14 protein-coding genes and 1 pseudogene are annotated in these 14,215 nt (G+C 57.6%); 9 read left to right on the top strand and 6 right to left on the bottom strand.

Annotated elements, in window-relative coordinates:
• Positions 1-22 precede the first annotated feature (22 nt).
• The 8 genes from FEM41_RS17315 to FEM41_RS17280 all read left to right on the top strand — a co-directional run bounded on the left by FEM41_RS17315 (position 23) and on the right by FEM41_RS17280 (position 9,247).
• Positions 23-1,498, top strand: a complete 1,476-nt coding sequence (locus tag FEM41_RS17315) for an NAD-dependent succinate-semialdehyde dehydrogenase (protein ID WP_138097438.1) — start codon at positions 23-25, stop codon at positions 1,496-1,498.
• 2 nt (positions 1,499-1,500) lie between these two features.
• Positions 1,501-2,910, top strand: coding sequence for an aminotransferase (locus FEM41_RS17310; protein ID WP_138097437.1), 1,410 nt, complete (start codon positions 1,501-1,503; stop codon positions 2,908-2,910).
• A complete protein-coding gene (gene eutB, locus FEM41_RS17305; RefSeq protein WP_138097436.1) occupies positions 2,911-3,927 on the top strand; it encodes a hydroxyectoine utilization dehydratase EutB in 1,017 nt (338 codons plus the stop codon). It begins immediately after the preceding gene.
• Entirely contained in the window at positions 3,914-4,870 is a 957-nt protein-coding gene (locus tag FEM41_RS17300) for a cyclodeaminase (RefSeq protein WP_138097435.1), read from the top strand. The genes eutB and FEM41_RS17300 overlap by 14 nt, the downstream gene beginning before the upstream one ends.
• Before the next feature lie 87 nt (positions 4,871-4,957).
• A complete protein-coding gene (doeA, locus tag FEM41_RS17295; protein WP_138097434.1) occupies positions 4,958-6,157 on the top strand; it encodes an ectoine hydrolase DoeA in 1,200 nt (399 codons plus the stop codon).
• 13 nt (positions 6,158-6,170) lie between these two features.
• Positions 6,171-7,184 carry a N(2)-acetyl-L-2,4-diaminobutanoate deacetylase DoeB gene (doeB, locus tag FEM41_RS17290; RefSeq protein WP_138097433.1) on the top strand — a complete coding sequence of 338 codons (1,014 nt, stop codon included), beginning with the start codon at positions 6,171-6,173 and terminating at the stop codon, positions 7,182-7,184.
• A 50-nt stretch (positions 7,185-7,234) separates the two neighbouring features.
• The gene (locus FEM41_RS17285; RefSeq protein WP_138097432.1) at positions 7,235-7,720 is read left to right on the top strand and encodes an Lrp/AsnC family transcriptional regulator; all 486 of its coding nucleotides are present in this window, start codon (positions 7,235-7,237) and stop codon (positions 7,718-7,720) included.
• An 84-nt stretch (positions 7,721-7,804) separates the two neighbouring features.
• Positions 7,805-9,247: an MFS transporter gene (locus FEM41_RS17280; RefSeq protein ID WP_138097431.1), complete on the top strand. Its 1,443-nt coding sequence runs from the start codon at positions 7,805-7,807 to the stop codon at positions 9,245-9,247.
• A gap of 108 nt (positions 9,248-9,355) precedes the next feature.
• Here the strand turns inward: FEM41_RS17280 and idi are convergent, their stop codons facing one another.
• The 6 genes from idi to FEM41_RS17250 form a co-directional block, all read right to left on the bottom strand.
• The gene (idi, locus tag FEM41_RS17275) at positions 9,356-9,889 is read right to left on the bottom strand and encodes an isopentenyl-diphosphate Delta-isomerase (protein WP_138097430.1); all 534 of its coding nucleotides are present in this window, start codon (positions 9,887-9,889) and stop codon (positions 9,356-9,358) included.
• Between the two features lie 103 nt (positions 9,890-9,992).
• The gene (locus FEM41_RS17270; RefSeq protein WP_138097429.1) at positions 9,993-11,246 is read right to left on the bottom strand and encodes a terpene synthase family protein; all 1,254 of its coding nucleotides are present in this window, start codon (positions 11,244-11,246) and stop codon (positions 9,993-9,995) included.
• Between the two features lie 143 nt (positions 11,247-11,389).
• A complete protein-coding gene (locus tag FEM41_RS17265; RefSeq protein WP_138097428.1) occupies positions 11,390-11,782 on the bottom strand; it encodes a GFA family protein in 393 nt (130 codons plus the stop codon).
• Between the two features lies 1 nt (position 11,783).
• Positions 11,784-12,500 carry an ArsR/SmtB family transcription factor gene (locus tag FEM41_RS17260; RefSeq protein WP_138097427.1) on the bottom strand — a complete coding sequence of 239 codons (717 nt, stop codon included), beginning with the start codon at positions 12,498-12,500 and terminating at the stop codon, positions 11,784-11,786.
• Between the two features lie 44 nt (positions 12,501-12,544).
• Positions 12,545-12,853, bottom strand: coding sequence for an antibiotic biosynthesis monooxygenase family protein (locus FEM41_RS17255; RefSeq protein ID WP_138097426.1), 309 nt, complete (start codon positions 12,851-12,853; stop codon positions 12,545-12,547).
• Between the two features lie 265 nt (positions 12,854-13,118).
• Positions 13,119-13,388, bottom strand: a complete 270-nt coding sequence (locus tag FEM41_RS17250) for a hypothetical protein (protein WP_138097425.1) — start codon at positions 13,386-13,388, stop codon at positions 13,119-13,121.
• A gap of 404 nt (positions 13,389-13,792) precedes the next feature.
• On the opposite strand from FEM41_RS17250, the pseudogene FEM41_RS17240 reads away from it, so the two are divergent.
• Positions 13,793-14,194, top strand: a pseudogene (locus FEM41_RS17240) (alpha/beta fold hydrolase); the annotation flags it as partial.
• Positions 14,195-14,215: the final 21 nt, after the last annotated feature.

Raw genomic sequence — 14,215 nt, 5'->3', positions numbered from 1 at the left:
AGCCAACTTAAGGAGAACGCAGATGAAATTAGAGGATCCCCGTCTGTTTCGTCACTTCGCCTGGATTAACGGCGAATGGAGCCACAGTCTGTCCGGCCGTGAGCAGCCGGTCTATAACCCGGACGATAATAGCCTGCTGGGTTACATACCGCTGCTGGAGCCAGAGCAGATCGACCACGCCGTAGATGCCGCAGAGCAGGCGCTGGCAGGCTGGCGCAGAATCCGCGCCGACCGGCGTGCCGCGCTGCTGATGGCCTGGTATCAGCAGTTGCTGGACCACCGCAGCGATCTGGCCACCCTGCTGGTCAATGAACAGGGCAAGCCCCGGCGTGAAGCCGAAGGGGAAGTGGATTACGCCGCCAGTTTTATCCGCTGGTTCGCCGAAGAGGCGGTGCGGATTAACGGCGAAACCCTGTCAGTCCAGATCGATGGCACCCTGCCAGGCACCATCAAAGAGCCGGTTGGCGTCTGCGCGCTGATCACCCCCTGGAATTTTCCGCTGGCGATGATTACCCGCAAAGCCGCAGCGGCACTGGCCGCAGGCTGTAGCGTGCTGGTTAAACCCGCCAATGAAACCCCCTATTCCGCCCTGGCGCTGGCCGAACTGGCGGAGCGTGCCGGGCTGCCGGCCGGGGTCTTTAATGTCATCACCGGTGAACCAGAAGCCGTCTGCGCCCAGTTGTGCAGTGAACCACGTATTCGCGCCCTCTCCTTCACCGGCTCCACCCGGGTAGGCAAGCTGCTACTGGCCCAGTGCGCCGCAAGCGTTAAGCGGGTCTCTCTGGAGCTGGGCGGCAATGCCCCTTTTGTGGTGGCGCCGGATGTGGACGTCGACGAGGCCGCCGCCGCCGCTGTCGACGCCAGGTTTCAGACCAGCGGCCAGGACTGTCTGGCCGCCAACCGCATCATGGTGCATCAGCAAATTTATGACGCCTTTATTGAAGCCTTTTCGGCACGGGTGCGCGAACTCCGGGTCGGCCCCGGCGACTGCCCGGACAGCGATATCGGCCCGCTGATTCACCGCGACGCCGTCGAAAAAGCCAATGCCCTGGTGGACGACGCCCTGTCGCGTGGGGCCCGGCTGGTGCATGGCGATCAGCGCCAGGCGCCGGGCGACAACTACTTTATGCCCACCCTGCTGGCTGGCGTCACCCCGGAAATGCGGGTCTGGCAGGAAGAGAGCTTTGCCCCCATCGCCATTGTCGCTGCCTGGCAGGACGATGATGAAGTTATCGCCCAGGCCAACGCCACCGAATATGGTCTGGCGGCCTATCTCTGGACCCACGATCGGCGCCGGGTCTGGCGCTACATCCGCGAACTGGAATTCGGCATGGTGGCCGTTAACAGCGTCAAAATGACCGGCCCCACCGTCCCCTTTGGCGGCATTAAACAGTCCGGGCTGGGCCGCGAAGGCGGCCGCACCGGTATCGATGAATATCTGAACACCCGCTACTTCTGCCTTGGCGGTTTGCCAGGCCCTTCAGTGACAGGAGCATAATTATGGAACAGCGCAACGACTTAATTTCCCGCGATCGTCAGGTGACCTTTCACGCCTCTACCCATCTGCGCGACTATGCCCATGGCGCGCTCCCCGGTCGGGTGATGACCGGCGGCCGCGGCATTATGGTGAACGATGCCGAAGGCAATCAGTTTATCGACGGCTTTGCAGGCCTGTACTGCGTCAACATTGGCTATGGACGCGAAGAGATGGCCGAAGCCATCTATCGCCAGGCCAAAGAGCTGGCGTACTACCACACCTACGTAGGCCACACCAATGAACCGCTGGTGGCGCTCTCTGAAAAGATTATCGCCAAAGCCGGTATGAATATGTCGAAGGTCTACTACGGCATGTCCGGCTCCGACGCCAACGAAACTCAGATCAAGCTGGTGCGCTACTACAACAATATTCTGGGGCGCCCCCAGAAGAAGAAAATCATCTCGCGCCATCGCGGCTACCACGGCTCCAGCATTGCCGCAGGCTCTCTGACCGGGCTGGCGTCGTTCCACGATCATTTCGATCTGCCAATTGCCGGGATCCTGCATACCGATGCCCCCTACTACTATCAGCGAGCCCCGGAGCTGGCGGGTATCAGCGAGCTGGAATTCTCGCGCCACTGCGCCGAACGGCTGGAAGCGATGATCCTGGCCGAAGGCCCGGAAACCGTCGCCGCCTTTATTGGTGAACCGGTTCTGGGCACCGGCGGTATCGTCCCACCGCCGGAAGGCTACTGGCAGGCCATTCAGGTGGTGCTGGATAAATACGACATTCTGCTGATCGCCGATGAAGTGGTATGCGGCTTTGGCCGTACCGGCCGTGAATTCGGCGCTCACACCTACGATATGCGCCCGGATCTGATCACCATCGCCAAAGGGCTGACCAGCGCCTATCAGCCGCTTTCCGGAGTTATCGTCGGCGAAAAAGTGTGGAGCGTGCTGGAACAGGGAACCGGCGAATATGGCCCCATCGGCCACGGCTGGACCTACTCCGGGCACCCACTGGGCGCGGCGGCGGCGCTGGCTAACCTGCAAATCATCGAACAGGAAAATCTGGTGCAGAACGCCGCCGACACCGGCGCTTACTTCCAGCAGCGCCTGCGCGAAAGCTTTGCCGACCACCCGCTGGTGGGAAACGTGCGCGGCGTGGGGCTGATGGCCGCCATCGAATTCTCTACGGATAAGCAGCGCTGCCAACCTTTCGACCCTTCCCTGAAGGTCGGCGCCCGTGTTTCTGCGGCAGCTTTGGAAAACGGGCTTATCGCCCGGGCCATGCCTCAGGGCGATATCCTGGGCTTTGCACCACCGCTGGTGATTAACCGAAGCGAAGTGGATGAACTGGTCGATCGCGCGCTAAGAGCGGTGAACCGGGTCACTGACGACCTGAGTTCCGCAGGCCAGTTGGGAGCCCAATAAATGAGCCCGGAATTCCCCGGCGGCATCAGCCTGGCGGAGGTCTGGCAGGCCCGTCACCGTATCCAGGGTCGGGCGGACCGTACTCCGCTGCGTTACTCTCCGAGCCTTTCCCGGCGCTTCGGCGCCCGGGTCTGGCTGAAGCTGGAGAATATGCAGCCCACCGGCGCTTTCAAGCTGCGCGGCGCCAGCAACATGATCGCCGCGTTACTGGAACAGTACGGGCCGGATCGCCTGAAGCCTGGCGTCATCACCGCCTCTACCGGCAATCACGGACGGGCGGTGGCCTGGGCCGCCCGGGAGCTGGGCATTCCGGCCACGGTTTGCCTCTCTTCGCTGGTCCCTGCCAACAAGGTGGCCGCCATCGAAGCGCTGGGCGCCGAGGTCTGCCGCTGCGGCAACAGCCAGGACGACGCCTTTGCGGTGGTGGATGAGCGGGTCGCCAGTCGCGGTCAGGTGGCGATCCCGCCCTTCGATCATCCGCTGATCGTAGCCGGTCAGGGCACCCTGGCGCTGGAGCTGCTGGAAGAGCGTCCACAGCTCGACATGGTGGTAGCGGGTCTGTCCGGCGGCGGGCTGCTGGGCGGTATCGGTCTGGTGATGAAGCAACTCAGCCCGCGCACGGAAGTGGTCGGCGTCAGCCTCAGCCAGGGCGCCGCTATGTGGCACAGCCTGCAGGCGGGTAAACCGGTGCAGGTAGAAGAAGTCCCGAGCCTGGCCGATTCGCTGGGTGGCGGGATCGGGCTGGATAATCGTCATACCCTGGCACTGGTGCGAGCGGTGATGGACAGCCACTACCAGGTACCCGAAACCGCCATTGCCAGGGCTATGGTCACCCTGCTGGAGCAGGAAAAAATGTTGCTTGAAGGCGCCGCCGCCGTGGGGCTGGCGGCTATTGAACACCACCGAATCCCCATTGAAGGCAAAGAGGTGGCGCTGGTGCTTAGCGGCAACAACGTGGCGCTGGAAACCTTCGAACGGGCAAGAGAGCTGGAGCGGCAAAGCCATGCAAATTTATAACCGACAGCAGATAAGCACCGCGGTCCGGCTGGATGCAGAGGCACTGGCGGCGGTCGAAGCGGGATTCCGCGCCCTGGGCGAAGACAAGGTGGTGCAGCCCCCTATCCTCTCGATGGCGCTGCCGGAGGTCAACGGCGAAGTGGATGTCAAAACCGCCTGGATCCGCGGCAGCGACAGCTTCGCAATCAAGATCAGCCCGGGCTTTTTCGATAATCCCAAACGCGGCCTGCCCAGCCTGAACGGTCTGATGGTGGTGCTGAGCGCTGAAACCGGCGTACCCCGGGCGCTGCTGCTGGATGAAGGCTATCTGACCGCTATCCGTACCGCGCTGGCGGGGACGCTGGCGGCTAAATATCTGGCCCGGGAGGAAAGTCAGCGCATCACGCTGATTGGCGCCGGTGAACAGGCCCGACTGCAACTGGCAGCCCTGCGTCTGCGGTTTCCCGTAAGTCAGGTGGCGATTTGGGCCCGGCGCCCGGAGGCCGCAGAACAACTGGCCCGGGAGCTTAACGACGATGGGCTACAGGCCACAGTATATAGCGAGATCGGCGCCGCCTGCGCCGGGGCCGATATTATCGTGACCACCACACCTTCCCGGGAGCCGCTGCTGTTCGCTGAACATCTGGCCCCTGGGGTACACGTCACCGCCATGGGCTCCGACAGCCCGGAAAAGCGGGAGATCGATATCAGCGCCCTGCTGCGCGCCGATCGCGTGGCCTGCGATATCCGCAGTCAGAGCGAAAATAACGGTGAACTGAAAATCTTTAAGGCACAGCAAACCCCCGTTCCTTTTGAGGTGGTTGAACTGGGCACCGGCGTTGCCCGGGGCCAGGCACTGCGCCAGTCGCCGCAGGAAGTCACCCTGTGCTGCCTGACCGGCACCGGCGTACAGGACAGCGCCATCGCCGCCTTTGCGCTGGCGCAGCTTGAACCTTTGCAGTAACTCCCCGCGCCCTGGGCGCAGGGTAAACAGGCTGGCGACCCTCGGGCCCGCCAGGGTTTCCACTCCCGTTACGAGTGATAAAACAGCATGTTGACGAAAACTTTGCCCTTCACGCGAGAAGAGTACGACCAGCGTATCGCCAGAACCCGCGCCGCCATGGTACAGCGCGGGATCGAACTGCTGGTGGTCAGCGATCCCTCGAATATGGCCTGGCTGACCGGTTATGACGGCTGGTCCTTTTATGTGCATCAGTGCGTGTTACTGGGGCTGGAGGATGAACCGGTGTGGTATGGACGCCTGCAGGACAGCAACGGTGCCCTGCGTACCTGCTGGATGGCCGATGAGCGGATTGTCGGTTATCCGGAATGGCTGGTGCAGAATCCCGACGATCACCCCATGCGCTGGCTGGCCCAGGAAGTACTGCCAACCTTTGGCTGGCACCAGGCTCGGGTCGGCGTGGAGATGGATAACTACTACTTTTCGGCCCAGGCCTTTCTGAGCCTGCAACAGGGGAGTCCAAATCAGGCCTTTGTGGATGCCACTGCGCTGGTGAACTGGTGTCGGGCCATTAAATCCGAACGGGAACTGGACTATATGCGGATTGCGGCGCGCATCGTCGGCAATATGCACGAGCGCATCTACCAGATGGTGGAGCCGGGACTGCCGAAAAACATGCTGGTCGCGGAGATCCAACGCTGCGCCATTGAAGGCTGGGTGGATGACAGCGGCGTGCGATTCGGCGGCGACTATGCCGCCATCGTCCCGCTGCTGCCCGGAGGCGCCGATGCTGCGGCGCCGCACCTGACCTGGGACGACAGACCGTTCCGTAAGGGCGAAGGCACCTTTTTCGAAATTGCCGGATGCTATCGCCACTACCACGCGCCGCTGTCGCGCACCATTTTTCTGGGGGAAGCGCCGGATCACTTTTTGCGCGCCGAAGAGGCCCTGCTGACCGGTATCGAACTGGGGCTGGCCGCCGCCCGCCCGGGCAATAGCTGCGGCGATATCGCCCGGGCGCTGGAAGGCGCCATGCGTAGCGCCGGTCTGGACCGGGGCGGCGCCCGCTGCGGCTATCCCATCGGCATCAGTTATCCGCCTGACTGGGGCGAGCGCACCATGAGCCTGCGCGCCAGCGACGAAACACCGCTTCAGCCCGGAATGACCTTCCACTTTATGCCCGGCCTGTGGATGGACGACTGGGGGCTGGAGATCACCGAAAGCATTGTTATCACCGCACAGGGTGCCGAAGTGCTGTGCGACTACCCACGACGCCTGTTTGTTAAATAAAGGAGCCCATTGCATGAACCATGAAAAACCCAGCCCCGTCTATGCCGGGGTGGATTTTGGCAAGCCAGGGGTACAGCACGGTTTCCTGAAGCTGCCCTGGTCCCACGACAATTCCGCCTGGGGCGCGGTGATGATCCCGATAACCGTGATTAACGGCACGCCGGGGCCGACGGCGCTGCTGACCGCCGGTAATCACGGCGACGAATACGAAGGCATTATCGCCCTGCTGAAGCTGGCCCGGGAGCTGCGAGTCGACGAGGTTCAGGGCCGGGTGATTATCGTGCCAATGATGAACGCCCCGGCGGTTCAGGCAGGTAAGCGCACTTCGCCCATCGACGGCGGCAATCTGAATCGCAGCTTTCCGGGGGCACCGGACGGTAGCGTGACCGCGCAGATCGCCGACTATTTCACCCGGGTACTGGTGCCGATGTGCGATGTGGCGCTGGATCTGCACTCCGGTGGCCGCACCCTGGAGATTATCCCCTTCGCGGCGCTGCATACCCTGGATGACGAACGCCAGCAGGCTAACAACCTGGCCGCCGCTCAGGCCTTTGGGGCACCGACCACCGTGATGATGTACGAGCTGGACGCCAGTCAGCTCTACGACACCGTGGTGGAAAGTCAGGGCAAAGGCTTTGTCACCACCGAACTGGGAGGCGGAGGCACCACGACACCCCAGCGCCAGCAACTGGCCGACCGCGGCGTGCGCAACTTTCTGGCACACCACGGCATGCTGGCTCAGGCGCCACAACCCTGGGAAGGAGAAACCCAACTGCTTGATATGCCCGATGCATCCTGTTATGTACAGAGCGAGCACAACGGCATTCTGGAATTTCTCTGCCCCCTGGGGAACCGCGTAACCCAGGGAGAACTCCTGGCCCGCGTTTATGACCATTCCCGCAGCGGCCACCCGCCGGTGGAGTATCGGGCGCTACGCGACGGCATTCTGCTGGCGCGGCGCTTTCCGGCGCAGGTTGCAATGGGTGACACTCTGGCCGTTATCGCCCGGGAGATCGTATCGCCATAGCGATGTGAGGCTTCCGGGGCACCGGTCGCCATTAAGGATGTAAGCACTGTATGAAACTCGATCGCTATGACCTGAAGATTCTCGACATTCTGAGCAAAGACGGGCGCATTACCAAATCGCGGCTGGCGGAATCCATTAATCTTTCCGTCAGCCCCTGCTGGGAGCGGGTAAAGCGCCTGGAACAGGCCGGGTTGATTGAAGGTTATTACGCCAGGCTCAATGCCCGGGTGCTGATGAAGCGCCTGCCGATTTGGGTCTCGATCGAGCTTAAACAACATAACGCAGAGAGCTTTGCCCGTTTTGAAAAACGCGTGCTCAATACGCCAGAACTGACCGAATGCGTGGCAGTGGGCGGCGGCGTGGATTACTGGGCCAAATTCGAAACGCTATCCATCGACGAATATCAGCGTCTGATCGATAGCTGGCTGGAGTCTGACCTGGGAATCGAACGCTATTTTACCTATATCGTCACCAAAAACGTGAAGTCCACAGCGGCGCTTCAGACCCTGCGGCGCGAGGGTGACATAGAAGTTTAAGCAAGCACAGGGAGTAAGGGTAATTCAGTGGGCGGCGCTTCGTTCCCGCCGCTCCGCTCTCCGGACAGATCATGGAGAAAAATAATGAATACCAATGCATCACCTGCACACCTTCAACACACTGACGCCGTTCCTGAAGTGACTATCATCGATAAATCCCTGATGAAGCGCGCCGTAGCGGCGGCTTCGCTGGGTAACGCCATGGAGTGGTTTGATTTCGGCATCTACGGCTACCTGGCCGTGACCCTGGGGATGGTCTTCTTTCCGGAAGTCAGCCCCGGAGCCCAGTTGCTTTCCACCTATGCCGCTTTTGCGGTCGCCTTTCTGATTCGCCCGCTGGGCGGCATGTTCTTCGGCCCGCTCGGCGACCGTATCGGCCGCAAACGGGTTCTGGCCCTGACCATGATTATGATGGCGCTGGGCACCTTCGCTATCGGTCTTATCCCGAGCTACGCCAGCATTGGCCTGTGGGCACCGGTGCTGCTGATTGTGGCGCGGGGGATTCAGGGCTTTTCCACCGGCGGTGAATATGGCGGCGCCGCCACCTTTATTGCCGAATATGCCCCGGATCGCAAACGCGGACGACTGGGTAGCTGGCTGGAGGTAGGCACCCTGCTGGGACTGATCTTCTCTGCAGCCCTGGTCACCGCCATGACGCTGATGTTGGGCAATGAAGCGATGCGCGAATGGGGCTGGCGGGTGCCCTTCCTGGTCGCCGGACCGCTGGGGCTGATTGGCGTCTGGCTGCGTCTGCGGCTGGAAGAGACCCCGGCTTTCGCCAAACATATGGAAAACAGCGCGCCGCCCCCGGGCATGCGCCAGCAGTGGCAGGAGATAGTCACCCACCATCTGCGGGCCTTCCTGCTGTGTATCGGCATGGTGTTTATCCTGAACCTGGCCGACTACATGCTGCTGACCTGGATGCCCGGCTATCTGAATGTGGTGCTGGGGCTGAGCGAACTGGAAGGGCTGACCATCGTGGTGGTGGCGATGCTCTGTATGATGGCGGTGCTGCCGTTTATGGGCGCGCTTTCCGATAAGATTGGCCGCAAGCCGCTGTGGACCATGGGCTGCGTCGGCTTTCTGGTGCTGACGCTGCCCTGTTTCTACGCCCTGGGCAGCCAGAACCTGGCGTTGACCTTCCTTGGCATGCTGGTGATGGGGCTGCTGCTGACCTGCTTCCTGAGTACCGTGGCCTCTACGCTACCGGCGCTGTTCCCCACCGCGGTACGCTATGGCGGGCTGGCTATCGCCTATAATCTTTCCACCTCGCTGTTTGGCGGCACCGCCCCGCTGCTCAGCGCCTGGCTGGTCAATGCCACCGGCAATCCGCTGGCTCCGGCCGGATACCTGATGTTTGGCGCCCTGGTGGGGCTGATTGCGGTGCGTCTGAGTAAAGAGAGCGCCTGTCAGCCGCTGGAAGGATCGCCACCGGCTATCGAGTCCCGCGCCGAGATTATGGATCACCTTTACCGTCGTAAGCGCCGCAAGCGTCTGCAGCTTAGCGCCCTGTCGAGCGACGGTTAAGGGAAGTACTCCCGACTGGAAGTCAGCGCCTTTTGAACAAAGCTCGTCAACCTCCTGGTTGTCGGGCTTTTTTACGTAATGCTGATAACTAAGGCTGGTGAGGAATGTTCAGATGTCCATACGAAAATCATTGAACTGCTCAGGAATACGCGGAAAGGTATGGAGGAACCAGGGCGTATAAAGAGATGGATTATCCTTCATATCACGTTCTATCTGTTGAATGGAGCGATAACACCACGCATCGGCCTCTTCCGGATTAAGTTCCGGCTTCTCGTCGCTGATAGCAAAAAAGACATGGCCATATTCATGCTCAATCAGGCCATTACTGAGGGGCAAATGATATTTTAGTTCGAATACCGGAGTTAACGTCATATCCAGCCCCATCTCTTCGCGTAACCGGCGCTCGGCAGCGTCCTGGGTTGGTTCCTGTGGATAAGGGTGGCTACAGCACGTGTTGCTCCATAAGCCCCCACAGTGATACTTTTTTATTGCGCGACGCTGCAGCAGTAATTCATACCGGGAATTGAAGACGTAAACGGTTACCGCGCGATGCAATAACCCTTTTTTATGGGCTTCCAGCTTTTCTGTTTTTCCTGTGGGGCGGTCAAAATCATCGACTAAAATGACTTCTATGACAGACATAGTAACTCCTTCGCAAAGACGACATAGATAGTGCTCATTGAGAAAGACAACATTCAAAGGAAGGTCTTTTGTCAAATGACATAAGGTCGAGAAAAGCTATTCATCACGCCAACCTTCTGGTAATTGCAATTCGATATGACTGATTCATTTGTGCAGCAACGCTCTGTTGATAACGAATACATTTCTCCTGCCAGATTCCAAAGCCCGTTTCCAGGTATCTAATTAAGTTAAAGAAATTATTTATCCCTGCGCGGTTTTCCGGTGGAAAAGATTTCAAAAGATTTGCGACTAACTTGTCATAGGTATTAACGGCATCGTCATGAATCTTTATCGCAAGATTATAGGCATCGAACAGCGATACATTGTTAGCATTCATGTAGTAAAGAATGACATTTGACTTAATTTGATCGTTACAAATATCTTTTGGAACTCCTACCACATCATTAACAATAAGGCAAATTTTCGCGGCGCAATCAAGGATTGATTTATAATCTTCACTCTCTAAAAGTTCATCCGGCAACTCAAGGCCGGCAATTTGTTCAACCGGAATTGTGGTAGGTGTAAATCCAGTAGTCAGGGCCCGAAGTTGTATCGCTTCTTCCAGGCTCCTGCGATCATCGCTTTCATTATTTCGCCTCAATACTTCTTCGTAAATCGCATGTGAACCCCATTCAGCCATACTCGCGGCGAAGCGCTTGCGCCAGTGCTTGCTTGCCCCAAGGCGTTCATGTTCGTCTCCAAGGTGCTTAAACCCTTGCACATAGGGATCATTCATCTGATGAGTGGGGATTTGATCGCCATATAATGCTTTAACCGGAGCTTCAATTTCCTCATACGTTTTTGCAATCTCAACCCGCTCATCATCCCATAACAGCCACATCGTCACACATTTGCAGAACAAAAGAGCATGGTCATACGGTGCCATCGAATATGAAAACCCTGCGAAAAATCCTGGTTCCATGGCCCGTACGAGTGATAACGTTTTTTTGTCTTTGATTAAACCAATCCCCTGCATCCAGGAGATTGTTTCTTGTTCTATTTGCTGTGCGAATGGAGAAAGAGTAACAGGTGCAAACCAATGTTCCGGGTACTGAAAATTTAGCCTGTGTTCTTTAACCCCCTGCATTCTATCCATAGAACGAATAACCTGAACCGCATCATCCTCTGAGAGACAAACTTCAACTTTCGTTATTGCCATAAAAGCACCTTTTAATATGATGGGTTGACAAAGAAATATCCCCTCAACCTGAGTGGATATACAATATAAACCCGCCCCCTGCCCCATTACCACCAGGACAGCTTGTCGCTTAAGGGGAGTGTTTTTCTGTGGCCAACGCCTTATTTCCTGGGTAAGCATAATAGGCATTTCCTGCTTCTGCCAGCAGGTAAACGTTATTTGATAATCAATGCCTGACTCTTCCTGAAACGGCCATAGCACGCTTAACGATCGACTTCTGGAACAGGTATAAATTTTTATATAACTACTTTTATTATTAATAGTTAATTATCGTTACCACTATCCGATTCCCGATCGCGAAGATAGTGATGCGCCACGGGAAACGGCGGTAGCCAGGCTTCGCGCCGTATGATCCAGAGCTCATAGGTCGGCATTAGTTGGTTCGATTCATCCAGCGCACCAAGATTCACTTCAATTTCATTATCGGTTATCTGATAAACAGCGGAACCACAGATGGGGCAAAAGTGGCGCCCCCGCCATTCCCGGGTATCGCCCTCAATGGCGACGGCCTGTTCAGGGAAGATGGCCGAAGCGTGAAACAGCGAGCCATGGTATTTACGGCAGTCCAGACAGTGGCATAGCCCAACCCGGTCAGGCTGCCCCACGGCGCTAAGACGCACGGCACCGCACAGACATCCTGCGCTATATTGCTTCATATCAGTCTCCGCACAGTTCAACCCGGAACAGACGCCGCAGAGCCGATGCGCCCTCCCGGGTGATAGTCACTTCGCGATAGCCTTGAGTGCGGGTTATCCAGCCTTTCTGTTCCAGCATCAGCAGCAGCGCGGCACCGGCATCGCCCCCCAGGTGAAAACGTCTTTCGCTCCAGTCCAGACAGGCAGCACAGGGTTTGCGACGAGTCTGAGGATCAAGCATCACACCCAGCCGTTGAAACTGGCGCTTGCCCTCTTCCGTTAGCGCGCTGCCCTGAGCGTCGATCCACGCCGCCTGTTCCATATAGCGGTAAATAGCCACCGCCGCTTCTCCTGCCAGGTGGTCATAGCAGGTACGGGCCTGGCGCAGTCGGGACGGGGTACGGGTTTCCGGCATTTGAAAACGCTGCCAGGAGACGCCCATCATATTTTCAATCAGCCCCGCCACTTCGCTACCAGTCAGTCGATAGTAGCGGTGACGCCCCTGAGACAGGCAGAGAATCAACCGGCCATTCATCAGCTTTGCCAGATGGGCACTGGCGGTTGACGGCGCAATATCGGCCACCGCGCTAAGTTCGGTAGCGGTCCAGGCACGACCATCCATCAGCGCGCACAGCATGCGGACCCGGGAAGGATCCGCCATTGCCGCCGCCACTGTGGAAACGGCTATTTCCAGGGCATCGTTTTCTTGTCGGGTTTCCGGGGCGGTTAACAGGGTCATCTCATTGCTCCGGAGTTCGGGTTAACGGTAAGTATATGCGATGCCTATCCATTATCCGATCCTCGCTCCCGCATAACCTGTGCCACCCGCACCCGATACCAGCTAAAAATCGAGGTCTGCCCTTCACGCTGCGCGGCCTGATGCCGGGCATTGCAGTGCCAGACCCGGACCACCTCTTCATCCCGCCACCAGGAGAGCGACAGAATCTTATCCGGCTCGCTCAGGCTCTGAAAACGCTCAATGGCGATAAAACCATCGACATCAGCCAGCAGCGGCTTAAGTTCGGCGGCCAGTTGCAGGTAACGGGTCTGGTGTGCGGGCAATGCCCGGGCTTCAAATATCACAGCAATCATTTTTAACCTCCAGAGTGAATCATGATTGCGATTGTGACAGCGCGGGCAAGAGATACTTCGTCAGGCGGCGAAATTTGGACCGATCCGGGGGGTTACGTTGAAATCAGGCGGGCGGTCATTGGCGGCAAAAGGACAGCGAACTTGGGCAGTCTCGTTAGAAAATCCTCGCTCATTACGCCCCTGGCGATCCGGCGTTCTGTCCGCTCCGTGCCAGCAGCGGACATGGCCAACCCCACCGGGTATTAATCAATGGGGCAGGTCAGAATTACAAACCAAAAATCTGGAATAGCGCTGTTGCAGCCGCAGACAATGCCGCAAATGAATTATACTTAGATTGAAGCCGCGCGGTGGCGAAGAAATCATGGAGATTTACATTAAGTTCGGGATCTTCATATGTGACCATGACAATTTTTTTGCCTAGCTCAACTTTTGCTGTGGCAGATTTAATCCATAAAATTGCAGATAAAACTCCAAAAGTTAATGACACCACATGATGTTCTTTAATCCAGCTCATCATAAAAAATATATCTTCCACTCATCACCTTCCTTATAAAGAACAATGGCATCACTGACAAACAAGAAATCTCCAGTCGCGAGTACCTCGTCGATTTAAACCCTACACAAGTGACTGGCTATTCGAGCGGGATACAGCGGCAAGACTGTTAACCGTACCCGTAAACCTGTCATCCCAAAAAGAATCATCGAACTCAAAACTAAGTGCAATGCAGATGTGGGTATCGTTGCTAATTATGTGCTCCGGCGTTTGGTTGAGGTCGACCAGATATTACTCATGAGGGTTCGCTTTTCGCTCTTAACGGCCCCTCCCCCCTTCCTGCTAAACCAACTTCTGCACAACGCTGGTAGCAGCGATATTGTAATCAATTCAAAAGAATGTTGTAACTACGACTTCAATGCCAAAGGCCATAGCAGCCGACCATGGCCTTACAGGATATCAATCACCCGCTCTGGTGCTTGCAATGGCAGTATCTGGAAGGCGTACCAGACCCCAGCCTTGTACCGCCGGACAGTTATACGCTGGAAAGTATGCAGGTATCGCGACCGGGAAATGCCGGGATTCAGCTGGATCTGGTGCTTGATTATGCGACTAACATACAGAGTTACCCTCTGTTCCAGGCCTGGTTTCGTGAGACGCAGCCGCCTCTTCTTGCGGTCTGGGGCCAGAACGATCCCTGGTTTCTGCCTGCCGGTGCCAAAGCCTGGAAACGGGATATTCCCGATGCCGATATTCGCTTTTACGATACCGGGCATTTTGCGCTGGAGACCCACGGACAGGAGATCATTCCGGTTATTCGCGCCTTTTTAGACAGTCACATTCACTAACTGCGGCCCGGCCGTACCAGA

It is taken from the genome of Jejubacter calystegiae (assembly GCF_005671395.1).
Lineage (GTDB): Bacteria > Pseudomonadota > Gammaproteobacteria > Enterobacterales > Enterobacteriaceae > Jejubacter > Jejubacter calystegiae.
The sequence above is the reverse complement of the archived record's forward strand: the minus strand, read 5'-3'. Positions and strand labels throughout refer to the sequence as shown.